15 protein-coding genes and 2 pseudogenes are annotated in these 17474 nt (G+C 51.2%); 11 read left to right on the top strand and 6 right to left on the bottom strand.

What is annotated here, in order from left to right; translation table 11 throughout:
- The first annotated feature begins 45 nt into the window (after nt 1-45).
- Together KQP84_RS20340 and KQP84_RS20335 are read left to right on the top strand one after the other, a co-directional pair.
- The gene (locus KQP84_RS20340) at nt 46-1302 is read left to right on the top strand and encodes an oligosaccharide flippase family protein (RefSeq protein ID WP_215847886.1); all 1257 of its coding nucleotides are present in this window, start codon (nt 46-48) and stop codon (nt 1300-1302) included.
- A gap of 8 nt (nt 1303-1310) precedes the next feature.
- Nucleotides 1311-2261: an ATP-grasp fold amidoligase family protein gene (locus KQP84_RS20335; RefSeq protein WP_215847885.1), complete on the top strand. Its 951-nt coding sequence runs from the start codon at nt 1311-1313 to the stop codon at nt 2259-2261.
- Nucleotides 2262-2315: 54 nt separating this feature from the next.
- On the opposite strand, the gene KQP84_RS20330 is transcribed toward KQP84_RS20335, so the two are convergent.
- Together KQP84_RS20330 and soxS are read right to left on the bottom strand one after the other, a co-directional pair.
- Nucleotides 2316-2597 carry a YjcB family protein gene (locus KQP84_RS20330; RefSeq protein WP_215847884.1) on the bottom strand — a complete coding sequence of 94 codons (282 nt, stop codon included), beginning with the start codon at nt 2595-2597 and terminating at the stop codon, nt 2316-2318.
- 281 nt (nt 2598-2878) lie between these two features.
- Complete coding sequence (gene soxS, locus KQP84_RS20325) at nt 2879-3304, bottom strand: superoxide response transcriptional regulator SoxS (RefSeq protein ID WP_215847883.1); 426 nt, start codon at nt 3302-3304, stop codon at nt 2879-2881.
- Nucleotides 3305-3404: 100 nt separating this feature from the next.
- On the opposite strand from soxS, the gene soxR reads away from it, so the two are divergent.
- From soxR to KQP84_RS20305, 4 genes and pseudogenes are all read left to right on the top strand, one after another.
- Nucleotides 3405-3890 carry a redox-sensitive transcriptional activator SoxR gene (gene soxR, locus KQP84_RS20320; protein ID WP_215847882.1) on the top strand — a complete coding sequence of 162 codons (486 nt, stop codon included), beginning with the start codon at nt 3405-3407 and terminating at the stop codon, nt 3888-3890.
- 40 nt (nt 3891-3930) lie between these two features.
- Nucleotides 3931-4595, top strand: a pseudogene (locus KQP84_RS20315) (glutathione S-transferase).
- A gap of 350 nt (nt 4596-4945) precedes the next feature.
- The gene (locus tag KQP84_RS20310) at nt 4946-6295 is read left to right on the top strand and encodes an NCS2 family permease (protein WP_215847881.1); all 1350 of its coding nucleotides are present in this window, start codon (nt 4946-4948) and stop codon (nt 6293-6295) included.
- 149 nt (nt 6296-6444) lie between these two features.
- A pseudogene (locus KQP84_RS20305) lies at nt 6445-8093 on the top strand (Na+/H+ antiporter).
- 138 nt (nt 8094-8231) lie between these two features.
- Here KQP84_RS20305 and KQP84_RS20300 read toward each other — a convergent pair.
- The gene (locus tag KQP84_RS20300; protein WP_215847880.1) at nt 8232-9134 is read right to left on the bottom strand and encodes a LysR family transcriptional regulator; all 903 of its coding nucleotides are present in this window, start codon (nt 9132-9134) and stop codon (nt 8232-8234) included.
- 103 nt (nt 9135-9237) lie between these two features.
- On the opposite strand from KQP84_RS20300, the gene KQP84_RS20295 reads away from it, so the two are divergent.
- The 4 genes from KQP84_RS20295 (at nt 9238) to KQP84_RS20280 (ending at nt 11401) form a co-directional block, all read left to right on the top strand.
- A complete protein-coding gene (locus KQP84_RS20295) occupies nt 9238-9663 on the top strand; it encodes a CidA/LrgA family protein (RefSeq protein ID WP_215847879.1) in 426 nt (141 codons plus the stop codon).
- Nucleotides 9656-10351 (top strand): LrgB family protein, encoded by a 696-nt coding sequence (locus KQP84_RS20290; RefSeq protein ID WP_215847878.1) that lies wholly within the window; start codon nt 9656-9658, stop codon nt 10349-10351. Before KQP84_RS20295 ends, KQP84_RS20290 begins: the two co-directional genes overlap by 8 nt.
- 90 nt (nt 10352-10441) lie before the next feature.
- The gene (locus KQP84_RS20285) at nt 10442-10714 is read left to right on the top strand and encodes a YfaZ family protein (protein WP_215847877.1); all 273 of its coding nucleotides are present in this window, start codon (nt 10442-10444) and stop codon (nt 10712-10714) included.
- A 141-nt stretch (nt 10715-10855) separates the two neighbouring features.
- Nucleotides 10856-11401, top strand: a complete 546-nt coding sequence (locus KQP84_RS20280) for a YfaZ family outer membrane protein (protein ID WP_215847876.1) — start codon at nt 10856-10858, stop codon at nt 11399-11401.
- A 44-nt stretch (nt 11402-11445) separates the two neighbouring features.
- Here KQP84_RS20280 and actP read toward each other — a convergent pair whose 3' ends face one another.
- From actP to acs, 3 genes are all read right to left on the bottom strand, one after another.
- On the bottom strand, nt 11446-13101 hold the full coding sequence (gene actP / locus KQP84_RS20275; protein WP_215847875.1) for a cation/acetate symporter ActP: 1656 nt from the start codon (nt 13099-13101) through the stop codon (nt 11446-11448).
- Complete coding sequence (locus KQP84_RS20270) at nt 13098-13427, bottom strand: DUF485 domain-containing protein (protein WP_215848356.1); 330 nt, start codon at nt 13425-13427, stop codon at nt 13098-13100. The genes actP and KQP84_RS20270 overlap by 4 nt, the downstream gene beginning before the upstream one ends.
- A gap of 133 nt (nt 13428-13560) precedes the next feature.
- Nucleotides 13561-15516 carry an acetate--CoA ligase gene (acs, locus tag KQP84_RS20265; RefSeq protein WP_215847874.1) on the bottom strand — a complete coding sequence of 652 codons (1956 nt, stop codon included), beginning with the start codon at nt 15514-15516 and terminating at the stop codon, nt 13561-13563.
- A gap of 586 nt (nt 15517-16102) precedes the next feature.
- Here acs and gltP point away from each other — a divergent pair.
- Nucleotides 16103-17404, top strand: coding sequence for a glutamate/aspartate:proton symporter GltP (gene gltP / locus KQP84_RS20260; RefSeq protein ID WP_215847873.1), 1302 nt, complete (start codon nt 16103-16105; stop codon nt 17402-17404).
- The last annotated feature ends 70 nt before the right edge of the window (nt 17405-17474 follow it).

The raw sequence follows: 17474 nt of genomic DNA, 5'->3' as shown, positions 1-17474 counted from the left end.
GTTGTACCGAAGAGGTTGTAGGTCAGTAATATTAAGGAAGAGTCGATGAAATTGAGCGTAATGTCTAATGCCGCCTGGATGATGTCTGAGAAGCTCATCTCTGTGTTTGGCGTCATATTTGTGACTTCTTACGTGGCTAAATCGTTTGGCCCAACGGTGTTTGGTCAAATGGCCTTCTCAACCTCTTTATTTGCCATGGTGCAAACCATTGCAATATTTGGCACCGAAACCATTCTTTTTAAACGTGTGAGTAAAAATGCGTCAAAAGGCTTACGCCTGATGACGATCGCGCGCACTATGCGAATGGTTTTATTGTTGCTCACCTCAATACCTGTGCTGATTTGGGTCTGGTACAACATGCAGGAAAATTTCCTGGCATTTGCACTGGCCTCATTCGTGGCATCGGTTTTTGTCACTCAAGACACGTTCAGCGTTTATAACAATGCGCGGCTTGCCTCACGGTTAAATACCATCGCTAACGCCATTGGCATGGTGCTGAGTTTTACTATCAGTTTCATCATTGCCTGGCAGCGTCTGAATCCACTGTGGCTCACGCTTTCTATTGTGGCGGTGACGTTGGTGCCGTATTTCATCAAACGCTACAACTTTTATCGCGAACACCAAGATCTCATGCCGCCGCGTGAAAAGCGCGCTGCTTATTTGCGTTACTTAATGTACGCCGGCTTGCCGTTAGCCATCTCCAGCATCTTTATTTCTGTGCAGGTTAGAACGGCGCAGATGTTTCTGGCAGGGATTGTTTCAGCACGTGATCTTGGCTTGTTTGCTGCCGCCAACACAATTGCCGCTTCGTGGATTTTTATCCCCGTCGCGCTGATTACTTCCTGCTTTAGCGAGATCTTCAGGGAGCGCGGCGATGCAGCGATAAAATTAGCTGCACGGCTACACGGGTATGTCGTGGGTGTTTCATTGTTGATGTTGCTGATCATTGCGTTGTTCGGTGAGCAGATCATCATCGCTTTATACGGTAAAGAATACACACAATCAGGAAGCCTCATTACGTTGCTGTCGATTGCAACCAGCTTTTCGGCAATGGGGACTGTAGCGTATCGCTACATGGTAAAAGAAGGTGGGTTTAACTATTTGCTGAGGAAAATCATTTGTTTGATGGTCATCAGTGTGCCGCTTTCCTGGTGGCTAATCCAGGACTACGGCGTCATGGGGGCCGCGTGGAGCGTTTTCCTTTCAGAACTGTTGTCCCTTACCGTAATGAATTACTTCTTCAAAAACGGCGTCATTCAAAAGATTCAAGTTTCCTCACTCAACTACAAAACCTACAAATGAGGTCCGATATGCTCAAGTTGAAAGAAGAACTCAGAAGAAGTGTGCAGTATTTCATCAAGAAGATGCCTTGGTCCTATCAGGATCGCATCTACTACTTCCATAAGTTCAGAAAACTGCCCAATCTTCGTCAGCCTAAAGTGTTTAACGAAAAGGTGCTGTACCGCAAATTTATCTACGGCGATTACCAAAATTATGGTCGCTTGTCAGATAAGTTTAGCGTGCGCGAATTCATTGCCGAGAAGATTGGCAACGAATACCTGATTCCGTTGGTACACGAAACCACCGATCCGACCACGCTGAATAGTTTGCCTTGTTGGAAAGGAACGGTGATTAAACCGAACCACGCGTCTAACATGGTAGAAATTCTGCTGGAAGAACCGGACGCGTTGCGTAAGCAGCAAATCATCCATGATTGCTATCGCTGGCTGAAAACGGATTTTGCTAATGAAGCGCGTGAAATCCATTATCGCTACATCAAGCCCCGTATTTTGGTGGAGCAATACATCGGTGATGGAAAAAGTGCGCCGATTGATTACAAGTTTCATATGTTCAACAAGCGTGATGGCAAGTTTGAATATGTGCTGCAAGTCATCTACAACCGATGTCAGCCGCTGTTATCCATGAATTTCTATGTGAATAACCTTAATGAGGCGTTTCACAAGATCCGTGATACCGGGCTGGATGTCACTAACATCATGCCGTCACTGCAACATGCGCTCGATATGAGCAAAAAGCTGGCCAGTGATTTCGACTATGTGCGTGTTGACTGGTATATCCATGAAGAGCGTATTTATTTTGGTGAATTGACGTTTACACCAGGCGCAGGTTTGGTGACAGGGTTAGATCGTGGACTCAATCAAATGATGGGAGACATGTGGATTCAAGATCGTCGCGGAACGCAGAGACCGGGCGTCACAGTGCAGGATGTTAATATCCCTGCCATGTTGAAGAAAATTTAAGAATACACAGCAATATAAAAAACCCCGCTTAGCGGGGTTTTTTATTGGAAAATTTTAAGGCATTGGCCATTCAGCAGGCGCTTGGCTCATCACCTGGATAAACACATCCTTAGAGATGGACATGAAATTGTGCACACTCTCCATAGTGAGTGTAATGCCCATTAAACCGGTGACAAACCAGCAGGTCATGCCCAAACCGATGCCACCACACATGAATGCCATAACGTGATGGCTATCCTGACGAAGTTTGGTTTTCAAGGTGCTGGCAAAAAACATCATAACGGCGCTAAGTAATTCCCAACGCATAACGATAAGACTGGTGGTTAACGTAGCCATCGGCTCAACCTCAATAGATCAGTGATTATTCCTGACAATCTGCGGACATCACCGGCGGCGAAAAAGCGTGTCAGGTCGTGCTTTTCCGTCGTCAACCCAAGGTCATAATGTGACTTGGCTCACATTATATCACTCGATTTTATATTTTGAACAAAATTTGCAACTGGTATGGTACAAAAAATTTGATTGAAGTTTGAGCAGAAAGTGGCGAGGAAGAAAAGGTGAGGAAAAACAATTAAGAAGGCGCGCCCGCTTGGGGCGCACTGAAGGCGAAATCAAATTTAGCTAACGGGACAGCATTCGCCCGTGGTTCGTTGGGTAAAGCTGGCCATGCTTTCGCTGCAATCAAAGCTCAGCAGGCGAGGGCGCTGAATGGCCTGACGACGCATGGTGTGGCGATAAGCGGTTGGCGTTTGTGAAAATTGGCGACGGAATACGCGTGAAAAAGTTTGCTGCGAGTCGTAGCCATATTGCATCGCGATATCAAATACGGGACGTTGCGTCAGGCTCAACGCTTCAGCCGCTAAGGTCAGGCGGCGTTCACGAATATATCCACCCAGCGTTTGTTTCGTCACGGTACGGAACATACGCTGCAGATGCCATTTCGAATAACCTGATTTTGCTGCGACTTCATCAATAGACAAACTCTTGTCCAGATTTTGGTCAATCCAGTGTGTCAGGGAGTGAATGATCTCTTCTTGCATCATAGCCTCATCCTTCTGGTGATAATTCAATGCGGTATAGGAATTCGTTGTTCTGATGGGAAGCGAGTATAATTCCTCAAGTTAACTTGAGGTAAAGGTCCAAATGAAAAAAGATCGCAACTACCCAAAACCCGTTTTGACGCCGGGCGAAGTCGCACGACGCAGCGGCGTTGCTGTTTCTGCGCTGCATTTTTATGAAAACAAAGGGCTTATCTTCAGCACACGCAACGGCGGCAACCAGCGCCGTTATAGCCGAGACGTGCTGCGACGTGTGGCGATAATCAAGATTGCCCAGCGCATTGGTATTCCCTTGGCGACGGTGAGCGACAGTCTCGAACATATCCCTGCTAATAAACGTATGTCGACCCACGAATGGGATGCACTGACGCAACACTGGCGTGAGGAACTGGATAAACGTATCGAAACATTGACCCGCTTACGCAACGATCTGGATGGTTGCATCGGCTGCGGTTGTCTTTCGATGCGTGACTGCCCACTACGCAATCCAGGCGATCGGTTGGGAGAGCAAGGTTCGGGTGCGGTACTGCTTGATCCCGAGCAGGATGACAAACTGTCAGGGCGGGAGTGATGTCTATACTTGGCTGATAATCACCTAACAGGGAATCACGATGATCACCGTTCACCATCTTGAGCATTCGCGCTCGCATCGCGTGTTATGGCTGCTCGAAGAGCTGGAAGTGCCTTATCAGATCAAACGCTATCAGCGCGAATCCACCATGCTGGCGCCTGAGGCGCTGAAAAAATTCACCCTTTGGGTAAATCGCCAATCATTACTGACGAAAACCGCGTGGTTGCCGAATCGGGTGCCATCCTCGAATATCTCGAAAATAAATATGATGCCGAATATCGACTGAAACTCACTGATGAGGAAGAGGCGCTGCAATCCCGTTACTGGCTGCATTATGCCGAAGGCTCATTGATGCCATTGCTGGTAATGAAATTGATTTTTGCTCGACTCGGGCAAGCGCCGGTGCCTTGGCTATTGCGGCCGATTGGCGGCATGTTTGGTAAAGGCGTACAAAAAGCCTTTCTTGATAAACAGCTGAAGCCGCACATGCAAATGATTGAAAACCATCTCGTCGCGCATCCGTGGTTTGCGGGCAAGCGTTTCAGCATCGCGGATATTCAAATGAGTTTCCCGCTTTTGGCACTGAATCAGCGTGCCGGTTTGCAGCAGATGCCCGCGACGCAAAAGTGGCTGGAAACGGTGAAACAGCGCGCCGCCTGGCAACGCGCCATTCAGCAGGGCGGCGACATTAACCTGCAAGGCTGAATCCCTTTTTTGTTGCGTAATGCTTGCCGTTGCGCAACCTCTTCTCCTTTTCATAAAATCCTGCAACTTCAAAGCGAAACGCGTGTTACGCAACAGAGCAAGTCTACGTCATACGCGATCCAGTGAAATCTTTATCCTGATTAATGACCATCAAGCAGTTGAAAATGTGCCAGCAAACGCCGGATAATCGTTTGCCTTTTTATTTGCCCATCTTTGAAGGGTCACTTATCTGCGGCAAGGTAAACGTTTGCCTTCTGTTTGACGCTGTTTGGCGCAAACAACTTACCCAGGGATTTCAGGGCGGCGGTCGCAGAGCGATCTACACAACAAAAACTCTTTGAGGCTCAATTATGTCAAACGAATCACGATCGGCCAGTGGAAAACTGGACGCCTGGTTCTCAATTTCTGCTCGTGGCAGCAGCGTTCGCCAGGAAATTCTGGCGGGGCTAACCACGTTTTTAGCCATGGTTTATTCGGTGATTGTCGTGCCAGGTATGCTGGGCAAAGCGGGCTTCTCGCCAACCGCTGTGTTCGTCGCGACCTGTCTGGTTGCCAGCTTTGGCTCCATCATTATGGGCTTGTGGGCTAACCTGCCGATGGCGATTGGCTGCGCCATTTCGTTAACCGCCTTTACCGCCTTTAGTCTGGTGCTGGGGCAGCAGATCAGCGTGCCGGTCGCGCTCGGTGCGGTATTCCTGATGGGCGTATTGTTTACGCTGATTTCCGTGACCGGTATCCGTTCATGGATTTTGCGCAATCTCCCGATGGGCGTTGCGCACGGTACAGGCGTCGGCATCGGGCTGTTTTTGCTGCTGATCGCGGCGGATGGCGTAGGTTTAGTGGTAAAAAACCCGGCTCCGGGTTTGCCGGTAGCGCTGGGTCATTTCAACTCTTTCCCGGTCATGATGTCACTGTTGGGATTGGGTGCGATTATTGGTCTTGAAAAGCGTAAGGTGCCGGGCGGCATTTTGCTGACCATTATTGCCATTTCGGTATTAGGGCTCATTTTCGATCCCGCGGTAAGTTATCAAGGTTTGTTTGCGCTGCCGAGCCTGGCTGATGCCAACGGTCAATCGCTGGTGTTTAGCCTCGATATCATGGGCGCCTTGCAGCCAGTCGTGTTACCTAGCGTGTTAGCGTTGGTGATGACAGCGGTATTTGATGCCACCGGCACCATCCGCGCAGTGGCTGGCCAGGCGAATCTGCTCGATAAAGACGGGCAGATCATCAACGGCGGTCGCGCTTTAACCACCGACTCGGTCAGCAGTCTGTTTGCTGGCTTAGTCGGCGCATCGCCAGCGGCGGTTTATATCGAGTCTGCGGCGGGCACGGCTGCAGGCGGTAAAACCGGTCTGACGGCAATTGTGGTAGGTTTGCTGTTCATGGTGATTCTGTTTATGTCGCCGCTGGCATACTTAGTCCCGGCGTATGCCACAGCGCCTGCGCTGATGTACGTTGGCCTGCTGATGCTGAGTAACGTCGCCAAAATCGACTTTACTGACTTTGTCGATGCGATGTCTGGCCTGCTGACGGCGGTCATTATTGTGCTGACCTGCAACATCGTCACCGGCATCATGCTCGGTTTTGCTGCGCTGGTGGTTGGACGCATTTTTGCTGGCGAATGGCGTAAATTGAATACAGGAACCGTGGTGATTGCGGTAGCCTTGGTGGCTTTTTACGCTGGTGGCTGGGCGATCTGACTGTAGAAGTGGGCGCGCAGAGGCGCGTCCAGGATTATTCTCTTTTTTACCCCTTGTCGCACGTGTAGTAATCCCAGCAACCTTGGGTTTGTTTTACACTTTAGCGCTTACGACATTGCTTGAGAGACTTTAAGGCGCTTAAGGAAAGCATGGAAATCTTTTTTACTATTCTCATTATGACGCTGGTGGTCTCGCTTTCTGGCGTTGCTGCTCGCATTCTCCCTTTTCAAATACCGCTGCCATTAGTGCAGATCGCGGCCGGTGCGCTGCTCGCCTGGCCAACGTTTGGCCTGCATGTTGACTTCGATCCAGAACTGTTTTTAGTGCTGTTCATTCCGCCGCTGCTGTTTGCTGATGGATGGAAAACACCGATTAGCGAGTTCCTGCATCACGGTCGAGAAATTATTGGATTAGCGTTGGTGCTGGTTCTGATTACCGTGGTGGGAATTGGCTACCTGATTTATTGGCTGGTGCCCGGCATTCCACTGATTCCCGCCTTCGCGTTGGCAGCGGTGCTGTCACCAACCGATGCCGTCGCACTTTCAGGCATTGTCGGTGAAGGGCGTATCCCGAAAAAATCATGTCGATTGTGCAGGGCGAAGCGTTGATGAACGACGCATCCGGCCTGGTGTCGCTCAAGTTTGCTGTTGCCGTCGCCATGGGCACAATGGTCTTTACCTGGGGCGGCGCCAGCGTTGAGTTCCTCAAGGTTGCGGTAGGCGGTTTGGTTGCCGGTGTTGCAATCTGCTGGCTTTACGGAAAATCGCTGCGCCTGCTGAGCCGCTGGAGTGGTGATGATCCGGCTACACAGACGGTTCTGCTGCTGCTGCTGCCGTTCGCCTCTTACCTGATTGCTGAACATTTGGGTGTGTCTGGCATCCTGGCTGCGGTTGCTGCGGGTATGACCATTACGCGCTCTGGCATCATCCGTCAGGCTCCTTTGGCGATGCGCTTACGTGCTAACAGCGTCTGGCAGATGCTGGAATTCGTCTTTAACGGCATGGTGTTCCTGATGCTTGGCCTGCAGTTGCCCGACATTCTGCAAACCTCCATCGACCAGGCTAACGCCGATCCTAATGTCGAGCTGTGGATGCTGTTTGCAGATATCGGGTTGGTCTATGTCTCGTTGATGGTGGTGCGCTTCGGCTGGTTATGGATCATGCAGCGCTTCAGTAAGCGCCTGTTGAAGAAAAAGCCGCTGGAGTTCTCCAACTACTCGTTTAAAGAGCTGCTGATTGCTTCATTCGCAGGTGTACGTGGTGCCATTACGCTGGCGGGTGTGTTATCTATTCCGCTGTTTCTCAGCAATGGCGACCCGTTCCCAGCCCGTTATGAACTGGTGTTTATCGCCACCGGTGTGATTCTGTTCTCGCTGCTGATTGGCGTGGTCATTCTGCCTATTCTGCTGCGTGGCTATGATGGTATCGATAAATCCAGTCATCGCCGTGAGTTGCAAAATGCCCGCGCGGTCATGGCCAGCGTGGCCATTGAGAGCCTACAGAAGATGGAGTCTCGTTTGGAAAATGAGACCACCGAGAACATCGATCCTGAACTGCTGAAAGAGGTCAGCTTGCGCGTGATTGGCAACTTGCGTCGTCGTGCAGAAGGTAAAAATGATATCGATCACGCGCTGTTCGCCGAGAATCTGGAGCGTCGATTCCGTCTGACAGCGCTGCGTGCTGAACGCGCCGAGGTCTATCATTTGCGTGCTACTCAACAGATTTCCAACGAAACCATGCAGAAACTGCTGCACGATCTCGATTTGCTGGAAGCGTTACTGATTGAGAAAGAAGAATAAGTTTTTTACGAGAATGAAATAACCCGCATCATCCATGCTGCAGGAAGGTGGCAAGCGTGTTTATCCTCGGAAGCTTACTCAGGTAAGTGATCGGGGAAAAAGTGAAGCCAACGCAACAGTAGCGTGAATGATGACGGGTCACACTGAAAGACGTGGGGCGTCATCGGGCCAATGTTCATGACAGCAATCAATCCATGCTTGCGCACTGCGAGACAAATAGCTGCCCTCACGCCAAATCAGGCCTAAACTCCACTTCAGTTCTGATTCCAGTGGCAGCCACAGCAGCGACTGTTTATCCAGCCTTTGGCAGATCGGCTCCGGCAATATTGCTACTCCCATTTCGGCCTGTACCATTGCAGCCAGAAAATCCCATTGCCCGCTTCTCACTGCGATCGTTGGCGTAATGCCGAGACGTTGAAACGCCTGCATTAACTGGCGATTAAGCGAAAACTCTTCATTAAAAATCAGTAAAGGATGTTCTGCCAATTCGGACAAACCAATATGGCTGCGATTGAGCCACTCGGCGCGGCGCGGCAGGAGCACGCAAAGGGGATGATGCATCAGCGGCAGCGTATTAAGAGGTAAATCTGCCTCCACGGGTAGCGCGGTAAGCGCGATATCTAAACTGCCCGCCAGCACGGCCTGCTGAACGGTTAAGCCACCGAACTCAGAAATTTTTAGTGCTACGCCAGGATAACGACGGCGAAAAGCGGAAATTGAACCGGCTATCTGCATACCCACCATGGGAGGAATGCCCAATCGTAGCTCGCCGGTTTTCAACTGATTAATGTCGCCGATTTCCGCCTCTAGCTGATGAAACTCTTGCAAAATCGCCAGGCCACGCTGATAAACCGCCTGCCCACTGTCGGTGAGATGCAAGCGTCGACCATCGCGTAATATCAACGTACAGCCCAGTTCTTCCTCAAGTTGACGCAACATTTTGCTGATAGTTGGCTGCGTCACATACAGTTTCTGCGCGGCGCGCGTAAAACTTTGCTGGCGAACCACTTCGGTAAAGTAACGCAACGCGCGGACATCCATGAGCTATTCCTTTTTGGCATGATTTTAATAATATTAATTCATTTTTTTCACCTTCTGTCTGGGATTTATACTGAGCACCTTGAATTGACGGGGAGAAGAAAAAATGGCGTTAGCAATCAGTCCGCGAAGAATGGGCATGCTGCAACGACTTGGATTGCCACTGCAGCTGGTACTCTATATCAGCGTGTTTGTAGGCTGCGATCGTCTGGTCAATTGGCTGCATTTGCCGTTGCCTGCCAATATCGTCGGCATGCTGCTGATGTTGGTTTTAATCGTGACACGCATCGTGCCGCTGGGTTGGGTAAAGGCGGGTTCAAACTGGCTGTTGGCGGAAATGCTGTTGTTCTTTATTCCTGCGGTGGTCGCGGTGGTGAACTACGGCGATTTGCTACGTATTGAAGGCTGGCGCATTTTTCTGGTAATTGCTATCAGTACACTGTTGGTCCTGGCCTCGACAGCCTTAGTGGTGGATCGCGTTTATCGCTATGAAGTGGCGCGCGCAGCGCGTAAGCAGGGCAATAATGCGTGATTTATTGCTCAGCCTGCTGTGTGTGGTCATTACCTTGTTGATCTATTACCTCAATAAACATCTCTACCGCCGCTGGCGCACCTTGTTGTTAATGCCGCTGGTGATGACACCGCTGGTGCTGGTGGCCTTGCTGATGGTGACGCACATTAGCTGGCAAGATTACATTGCCGAAAGTCACTGGTTGCTGTGGTTGCTGGGGCCCGCCACGCTGGCGTTTGCCGTGCCGGTATATGAAAACATGGCGATCATCAAACGGCATTGGATGTCATTAAGTGCTGGCGTCTTCACCGCAACCCTGGTCGCGGTGTGCAGCTCAGTCTGGCTGGCGCGTCTGTTGACGCTGCCGGAATCTATTCAGCGCAGCCTGGCGGTGCGTTCTATCACCACGCCATTTGCTTTAGCCGCTGCTGGGCCCATTGGGGGTCAACCCGATTTAGTGGCGCTGTTTGTGGTGATCACCGGCGTTTTTGGCATGGCGGTAGGCGACGTTTTATTCTTGCGAATTGCCATCAAACAGGGCGTGGCAAAAGGGGCCGGTTTCGGTGCGGCTTCACATGGTGCTGGCACGGCTCGCGCCTATCAGTTAGGCCAGCAAGAAGGCGTGGTTTCCAGCCTGGTGATGATGCTTTCAGGTGTGCTAACCGTGATAGCCGCGCCGTTGATTGGCCATGTAATGTGGGCGATCTGAGTTAAGACTTTTTCAAGCCGGTGCTTATATTCCACCTCTTGTTCTTTCCTTAAAGTGCGTGCTGTTTTTAAACACACAAGGAAGAACACAATGATGAAATTTATAGTCGTCGCCGGCCTGCTTTTGGCAGCATGCGATGTGGATGCAGCCGAACTCAGTGTGAGCGGTAGCAATAGCTGGATAGGTGTGAATCTTGAAAGCGATCACACTGCGTACCCGTTTGAAGCCGGTATCCATTATTATGCGCTACCCTCATTAAGCCACTCTGCGGGTTATCGCGCTCTTTCGACCGACGCCAATGTTGGGCAGCAAGATCGTCGCTTCATTGGTGGCGCGTTCATCGGCACCGCGTGGCGTTTCTGAGCAAAGGGCGGCAGCGAGCAATCCGCTGCCGCCAACCTAACGACATGTCTGTTTACGTAAAGCTTTCCAAATTTAGTTGTCTCCACATTTCAGGCTGTTAACCTTTGCGCCGAATTAATTGTCCTTTCATGGAGTGGAATCATGTTTAAGCAACTTGTTACTGGGAGCGCATTGGGTCTCGTTTTATTGAGCGGTGCGGCACAGGCAATCGAAGGCAGCGTTGATGTCGGCGAACACAACACCAACCTGAACGTAGGTCTGGGCACAACGTCACCAGGCCTGTTTTTAAAAGGTAACTGGCTGCGTAGCGATCACGATGGCAGCACTTACGGTGCAGGCTTGGGTTACAACGTAGATGTGGGCCCGCTGCGTTTAGCGCCGACCGCAAAGGCGATCTTCACCCATCCTGAAGATGGAAAAGACGGTTTTGCGCTGGCGCTGGGTGCGGGTGCAGCTTACAACTTCAACACCATGTGGGGCTTATATGGCGAATATTATTACGCGCCAGAAGGCTTCACCGATCACCTCGACAGCTATCAGGAAGCCGGGGGCGGCCTAAGCTTCACGCCAATTTCACTGTTGAATCTGCGTGTCGGCTATCAGTACATTGAGCTGAACAACAAAGGCGGACGTAAAGATAACGTGCTGGTCGACGGCCCCTATGTGGGCGCATCACTGCGTTTCTGATCCTGCTGAAATGAGAAAGCGGCTACCTTGGGTAGCCGCTTTTTTTAGTGCGCTTTACCTTGCTCAATCCCTGCGCCTGTTTGCGAACGAATGAACTGCGCCCGGAAGCGGCTGCGTTCTTCTGCACCCTGTGCGGAGTGATCGGTAATTGAGAACAACCATGTCCCGACAAAGGCGATCAGCATCGAAAACAGCGCCGGATATTCATACGGATAAATCGGTTTCGCGTGGCCCAAAACGGTGACCCAAACTGTTGGCCCAAGGATCATCAGCACCACAGCAGTAATCAAACCCAGCCAGCCACCGACCATCGCACCACGTGTGGTTAGCTTAGACCAGTACATTGAAAGCAAAATAATCGGGAAATTACAGCTGGCGGCAATCGAGAATGCCAGGCCAACCATGAACGCGATGTTCTGATTCTCAAACAGAATCCCTAACCCAATCGCCACGACGCCAAGCACCAGCACGGTAATTTTTGACACCCGCAGTTCATCCCGCTCGCTCGCCTGGCCTTTACGGTACACGCTGGCGTAAAGATCGTGCGATACCGCAGAAGCGCCCGCCAGTGTCAGGCCCGCCACCACCGCTAAGATGGTCGCGAAAGCCACGGCAGAGATAAAACCAAGGAAAGTGCTGCCGCCAACGGCATTGGCAAGATGAACCGCCGCCATATTGGTACCGCCAATCAGCGCGCCGCTGGCATCTTTGAAGGCAGGGTTTGCGCCGACCAGTAAAATGGCACCGAAGCCGATAATAAAGGTCAGGAAGTAGAAATAGCCCATGAAACCGGTGGCCCAAAACACGCTTTTACGCGCCTCTTTGGCGTCTGCCACGGTGAAGAAACGCATCAGGATATGCGGTAATCCAGCCGTACCAAACATCAGCCCAAGCCCCAGCGACAGCGCAGAAATAGGATCTTTGACCAACCCGCCAGGCTGCATGATCGCAATGCCTTTCGGGTGCACCGCCATCGCTTCGGTAAACAGCGCATTGAAGCTGAAACCCACCGTTTTCATCACCATGATGGCCATGAACGAGGCGCCAAACAGCAGCAGCACCGCTTTGATAATCTGTACCCACGTGGTGGCGAGCATGCCGCCAAACAGCACATACATCACCATCAAAATACCTACCAGCACCACGGCAACGTGGTAATCCAACCCAAACAACAGCTGAATCAGTTTGCCTGCACCCACCATCTGCGCAATCAAATAGAGCGCGACCACCACCAGCGATCCGCAGGCTGATAGGGTACGAATGGGTTTCTGCTTCAAGCGATACGAGGCGACATCCGCGAAGGTATAGCGGCCTAAATTACGCAAGCGCTCCGCAATCAGGAACAGGATCATCGGCCATCCCACCAGGAAACCGAGTGAATAAATCAACCCGTCATAACCAGAGGTATAAACCAGTGCGGAAATGCCCAAAAACGAGGCTGCAGACATAAAGTCACCCGCCATCGCCAGGCCGTTTTGGAAGCCGGTAATATTACCGCCCGCCGTGTAATAATCGCTGCGAGAGCGGGTACGTTTCGACGCCCAATACGTGATACCGAGCGTAAAGGCGACGAACACCACAAACATGATAATCGCCTGATAATTCGTCGACTGCTTTTGTACCGCGCCGGTAATCGCGTCAGCAGCCAGCGCAGAGAAGGGCAACAGCAGCGCCACTATCCACAGAGAGAAACGCGTCATGATTTTACCTCACTGAGGATCTGCTTAGTTAGACGATCAAATTCGCCATTGGCGCGCCAGACATAAATGCCGGTCAGCACGAACGACACCACAATCAAACCCACGCCAATCGGAATACCGCGTGTCACATTAGTGCCTTCATGAAGCGGTGTACCGAGCCAGGCGGGGGCGAAAGCGATCAGCAAGATAAAGCCGACGTAAAGCACCAGCATGATCAGCGAAAGCAGCGTAGCGAAAGCCTGGCGCTTGCGAACCAGCTCATGAAAGCGAGGATTACGTTCGATCTGTTGATAGATTGCATCCTGACTTGAAAGGGCGTCATTCATCACAGTTTCTCCAGAGGATTTGCAGGCGTGAACCTCACACAATCGTGCTAATAGGGCATATTGTTATGTGACTACAGAAACACACTACGTAGGGATGGAAGGGCAGGAAGCATGAGGCTTCCCGCCGGATAACTTACGGCATTTTTATGGACTGTTTTTCCTCGAGTAATTTTTCCACTACGCCCGGATCGGCCAGCGTTGAGGTATCCCCAAGATTGCTGGTATCGCCCGCCGCGATCTTACGCAGAATGCGACGCATGATTTTGCCGGAGCGGGTTTTTGGTAGAGAGTCAGTCCAGTGCAACACGTCTGGTGTAGCGATAGGGCCAATCTCTTTCCGCACCCAGTTTCGTACTTCAGTGTAGAGTTCTGGCGAGGGCTCTTCGCCGTGGTTCAGCGTGATATAGGCATAAATCGCCTGGCCTTTGATGCTGTGCGCAATGCCTACCACCGCGGCTTCGGCAATTTTAGGATGAGAAACCAGCGCCGATTCAATCTCCGCTGTCCCCAAACGGTGGCCCGAAACGTTGAGCACGTCGTCCACGCGGCCAGTGATCCAGTAATAGCCATCTTCATCACGTCGTGCGCCGTCACCGCTGAAATAGACGTTTTTAAAGGTCGAGAAGTAAGTTTGTTCGAAGCGCTCGTGATCGCCAAACAGCGTGCGCGCCTGGCCAGGCCACGAATCCGTAATCACCAAATTGCCTTCACTTGCGCCTTGCTGTGGATTGCCCTCGTTATCGACCAGCGCAGGCTGAACGCCGAAAAACGGCTTGGTCGCCGAACCGGCTTTCAGTTCGGTGGCGCCCGGCAGCGGAGTAATCATAAATCCGCCGGTTTCGGTCTGCCACCAGGTATCAACAATCGGACAGCGGCTGTCGCCAATTTTCTTGTAATACCATTCCCAGGCTTCGGGATTGATCGGTTCGCCGACCGATCCCATGATACGCAAGCTGCTGCGATCGGTGCCTTCAATGGCTTTATCGCCTTCTGCCATCAGCGCACGGATCGCCGTCGGCGCGGTATAAAGCAGCGTGACTTTGTGCTTATCGACCACTTCCGCCATACGGCTTGGCGTTGGCCAGTTCGGTACGCCTTCAAACATCAGCGTGGTGGCACCACATGCCAGCGGGCCGTAGAGCAAATAGCTGTGGCCGGTGATCCAGCCGACGTCAGCAGTACACCAGTAGACGTCGTCCAGATGGTAATCGAAGACAAATTTAAAGGTGGTAGCGGCATACACCAGATAACCGCCGGTGGTGTGCAGCACGCCTTTGGGTTTCCCGGTTGAACCGGAGGTATAAAGGATAAAAAGCGGATCTTCGGCCTGCATCTCGGCGGCGGAATGGTTGTGACTGGCATCCTTCATCAGGTCGTGCCACCACACATCGCGGCCTTCTTGCCAATCAATCGCTTTACCGGTGCGTTGAAACACCACCACATTGTTGATGCTGGTCACATTGGGATTTTTCAGCGCATCATCAACGTTCTTTTTCAGTGGAATGCTGCGTCCGGCACGAATACCTTCATCGGCAGTGATGACCAGTTTGGCGTTTGAATCCACCACGCGACCCGCTACAGCCTCGGGAGAGAAGCCGCCAAAAATAACCGAATGTACCGCGCCAATACGCGCGCAGGCGAGCATCGCAACTGCGGCTTCCGGCACCATCGGCATGTAAATTGCCACCACATCGCCTTTTTGTACGCCAAGTAATTCCAGTACATTGGCAAAGCGACAAACGTCGGCATGAAGCTGACGAAAGGTGATGGTTTTACTCTCGCTGGCGTCGTCGCCTTCCCAAATAATCGCGGGATGATCGCCGCGCGTTTCTAAATGTCGATCAAGGCAATTTGCCGCCAGATTGAGCGTGCCATCTTCGTACCAGCGAATAGAAATATTGCCTGGCGCAAAGGAGGTATTTTTCACCTGGCTGTAGGGCTTGATCCAATCGAGGATTTTGCCTTGCTCGCCCCAAAAAGCGTCAGGATCGTCAACAGATTGCTGATACATCGTTTGATACTGTTCGGCTGTGATCAGCGCGTTTGCTGCAATATTTTCAGGAACAGGATGTTTATGTATTTGGCTCATGGCGGATCTCCTTGAAGATGTTAATGATATGTCAATCAAAGGTTAAGTGAAGCCCAGCCTGAAGCTTTGTTTCTTTTTTGCGCCATAGATCACGCGTTAATCTTTAAGCGACTGCTAACGCATTTCCCCTCTCTATTAAGCCTAAGTCCTTGCGCAAAATAGGGAATAAAGTTGCAAATGTTTGTGTCTTTCTCTGTTTAAAAATACAGCAAACGAACCCGGCGCCTTTTTAGCCATTCCTGCATAGCTATGCGTAAATTCATCTAACTAATACTTTTCATAACAGCAGGTTAGGGTTTTAGTGTGCAATCAGCACATTATGCTGCTTTGGTGGTGAAGATTTAAACGAAGTCGCCAAGGGTTGCATTTACCTCAGTGAAAATGGTACTTATCTCGCCCCTGTTCTACAGGTATCAACTCAGACCGCGTCTGAAAATGGGTATGGGAATCATCGCATTTCTGTGCGAGGCGCTGTCTACAAACACCCTCTAATTTACCGGGCTTTTTGCTCACTTCCCTGTGTGTATTGTCTTCTGCACCTTCGCAGTTAGAGAAAAACGGGTTTTGACTGAGGAAATTACGCGTTATGAAAGGTTTTAAAATCACCCTTGCCTGGCAGATTCTGATTGCGCTTGTGCTTGGCATCGTGGTTGGCACCGTGTTGCATAATCAGCCAGAAGATCGTGAATGGTTAATCACCAATATTCTCAGCCCGGCGGGCGATATCTTCATTCATCTGATCAAGATGATTGTGGTGCCCATTGTGATTTCATCGCTGGTGGTCGGCATTGCTGGCGTCGGTGATGCGAAAAAATTGGGACGCATTGGCGTCAAAACTATCCTCTATTTTGAAGTGATCACCACCCTTGCGATTGTGGTCGGTATCACGCTGGCTAACGTATTCCAGCCCGGCAGCGGCATTGATATGTCAACGTTGGTCACAGTAGATATTTCCAAATACGAAGCCACCACCGAAGCGGTGCAGAACGGCCCACACAGCCTGGTTGCCACTATTCTGTCGCTGATCCCTCAGAACATTTTTGCCTCGTTGGTGAAAGGCGACATGCTGCCTATCATCTTCTTCTCAGTGTTATTCGGCATGGGCTTATCTGCGCTGCCGTCAGAACAACGCGATCCGTTGGTGAATGTGTTCCGTGGTATCTCTGAAACCATGTTCAAAGTGACGCACATGATCATGCGTTATGCGCCGGTTGGCGTGTTTGCGTTGATCGCGGTCACTATTGCTAACTTCGGCTTTGCTTCACTCTGGCCGCTGGCAAAACTGGTGTTGCTGGTTTACGCCGCAATTCTGTTCTTTGCCTTTGTGGTGCTGGGGTCGGTTGCGCGTTTCTGCAAGCTGCGTATTACCACGCTGATGCGCATCCTGAAGGATGAGCTGATTCTTGCTTATTCGACGTCAAGCTCTGAAACCGTGCTGCCGCGTATCATGCAAAAGATGGAAGCCTACGGCGCGCCGAAAGCTATCACCAGCTTTGTTGTGCCTACCGGTTACTCATTTAACCTGGATGGTTCAACGCTTTATCAGAGTATTGCTGCCATCTTTATCGCCCAGCTTTACGGTATCGACCTGTCGCTGACCGACGAGATTATCCTGGTGCTGACGCTGATGGTGACCTCAAAAGGCATTGCGGGCGTACCGGGCGTGTCGTTTGTGGTGCTGCTGGCTACGCTGGGCAGTGTCGGTATCCCGCTGGAAGGTTTGGCCTTTATTGCGGGTGTTGACCGCATCATGGACATGGCACGTACCGCCTTGAACGTGATCGGTAATGCGCTGGCGGTGCTGGTTATCGCGCGCTGGGAAGACCAGTTCGATGCGAAACAGGCAGCAGAATATGAATTAAAGCTGCGGACACAGACCGCAAGCTAATCACTGCTTTCTCTATGAAAGGGGCTCAACGGAAATTGAGCCCCTTTTTATTTGGATGTTTCCCGGTAAG

Origin of the sequence: Candidatus Pantoea bituminis (genome assembly GCF_018842675.1) — a bacterium.
GTDB classification, from domain to species: domain Bacteria; phylum Pseudomonadota; class Gammaproteobacteria; order Enterobacterales; family Enterobacteriaceae; genus Pantoea; species Pantoea phytostimulans.
The sequence above is the reverse complement of the archived record's forward strand: the minus strand, read 5'-3'. Positions and strand labels throughout refer to the sequence as shown.

Coding starts and splice junctions, on each gene's coding strand:
- KQP84_RS20340 (WP_215847886.1), top strand. CDS start 46: ATGAAATTGAGCGTAATGTCTAATGCCGCCTGGATGATGTCTGAGAAG.
- KQP84_RS20335 (WP_215847885.1), top strand. CDS start 1,311: ATGCTCAAGTTGAAAGAAGAACTCAGAAGAAGTGTGCAGTATTTCATC.
- KQP84_RS20330 (WP_215847884.1), bottom strand. CDS start 2,597: ATGGCTACGTTAACCACCAGTCTTATCGTTATGCGTTGGGAATTACTT.
- soxS (WP_215847883.1), bottom strand. CDS start 3,304: ATGATGCAAGAAGAGATCATTCACTCCCTGACACACTGGATTGACCAA.
- soxR (WP_215847882.1), top strand. CDS start 3,405: ATGAAAAAAGATCGCAACTACCCAAAACCCGTTTTGACGCCGGGCGAA.
- KQP84_RS20310 (WP_215847881.1), top strand. CDS start 4,946: ATGTCAAACGAATCACGATCGGCCAGTGGAAAACTGGACGCCTGGTTC.
- KQP84_RS20300 (WP_215847880.1), bottom strand. CDS start 9,134: ATGGATGTCCGCGCGTTGCGTTACTTTACCGAAGTGGTTCGCCAGCAA.
- KQP84_RS20295 (WP_215847879.1), top strand. CDS start 9,238: ATGGCGTTAGCAATCAGTCCGCGAAGAATGGGCATGCTGCAACGACTT.
- KQP84_RS20290 (WP_215847878.1), top strand. CDS start 9,656: ATGCGTGATTTATTGCTCAGCCTGCTGTGTGTGGTCATTACCTTGTTG.
- KQP84_RS20285 (WP_215847877.1), top strand. CDS start 10,442: ATGATGAAATTTATAGTCGTCGCCGGCCTGCTTTTGGCAGCATGCGAT.
- KQP84_RS20280 (WP_215847876.1), top strand. CDS start 10,856: ATGTTTAAGCAACTTGTTACTGGGAGCGCATTGGGTCTCGTTTTATTG.
- actP (WP_215847875.1), bottom strand. CDS start 13,101: ATGACGCGTTTCTCTCTGTGGATAGTGGCGCTGCTGTTGCCCTTCTCT.
- KQP84_RS20270 (WP_215848356.1), bottom strand. CDS start 13,427: ATGAATGACGCCCTTTCAAGTCAGGATGCAATCTATCAACAGATCGAA.
- acs (WP_215847874.1), bottom strand. CDS start 15,516: ATGAGCCAAATACATAAACATCCTGTTCCTGAAAATATTGCAGCAAAC.
- gltP (WP_215847873.1), top strand. CDS start 16,103: ATGAAAGGTTTTAAAATCACCCTTGCCTGGCAGATTCTGATTGCGCTT.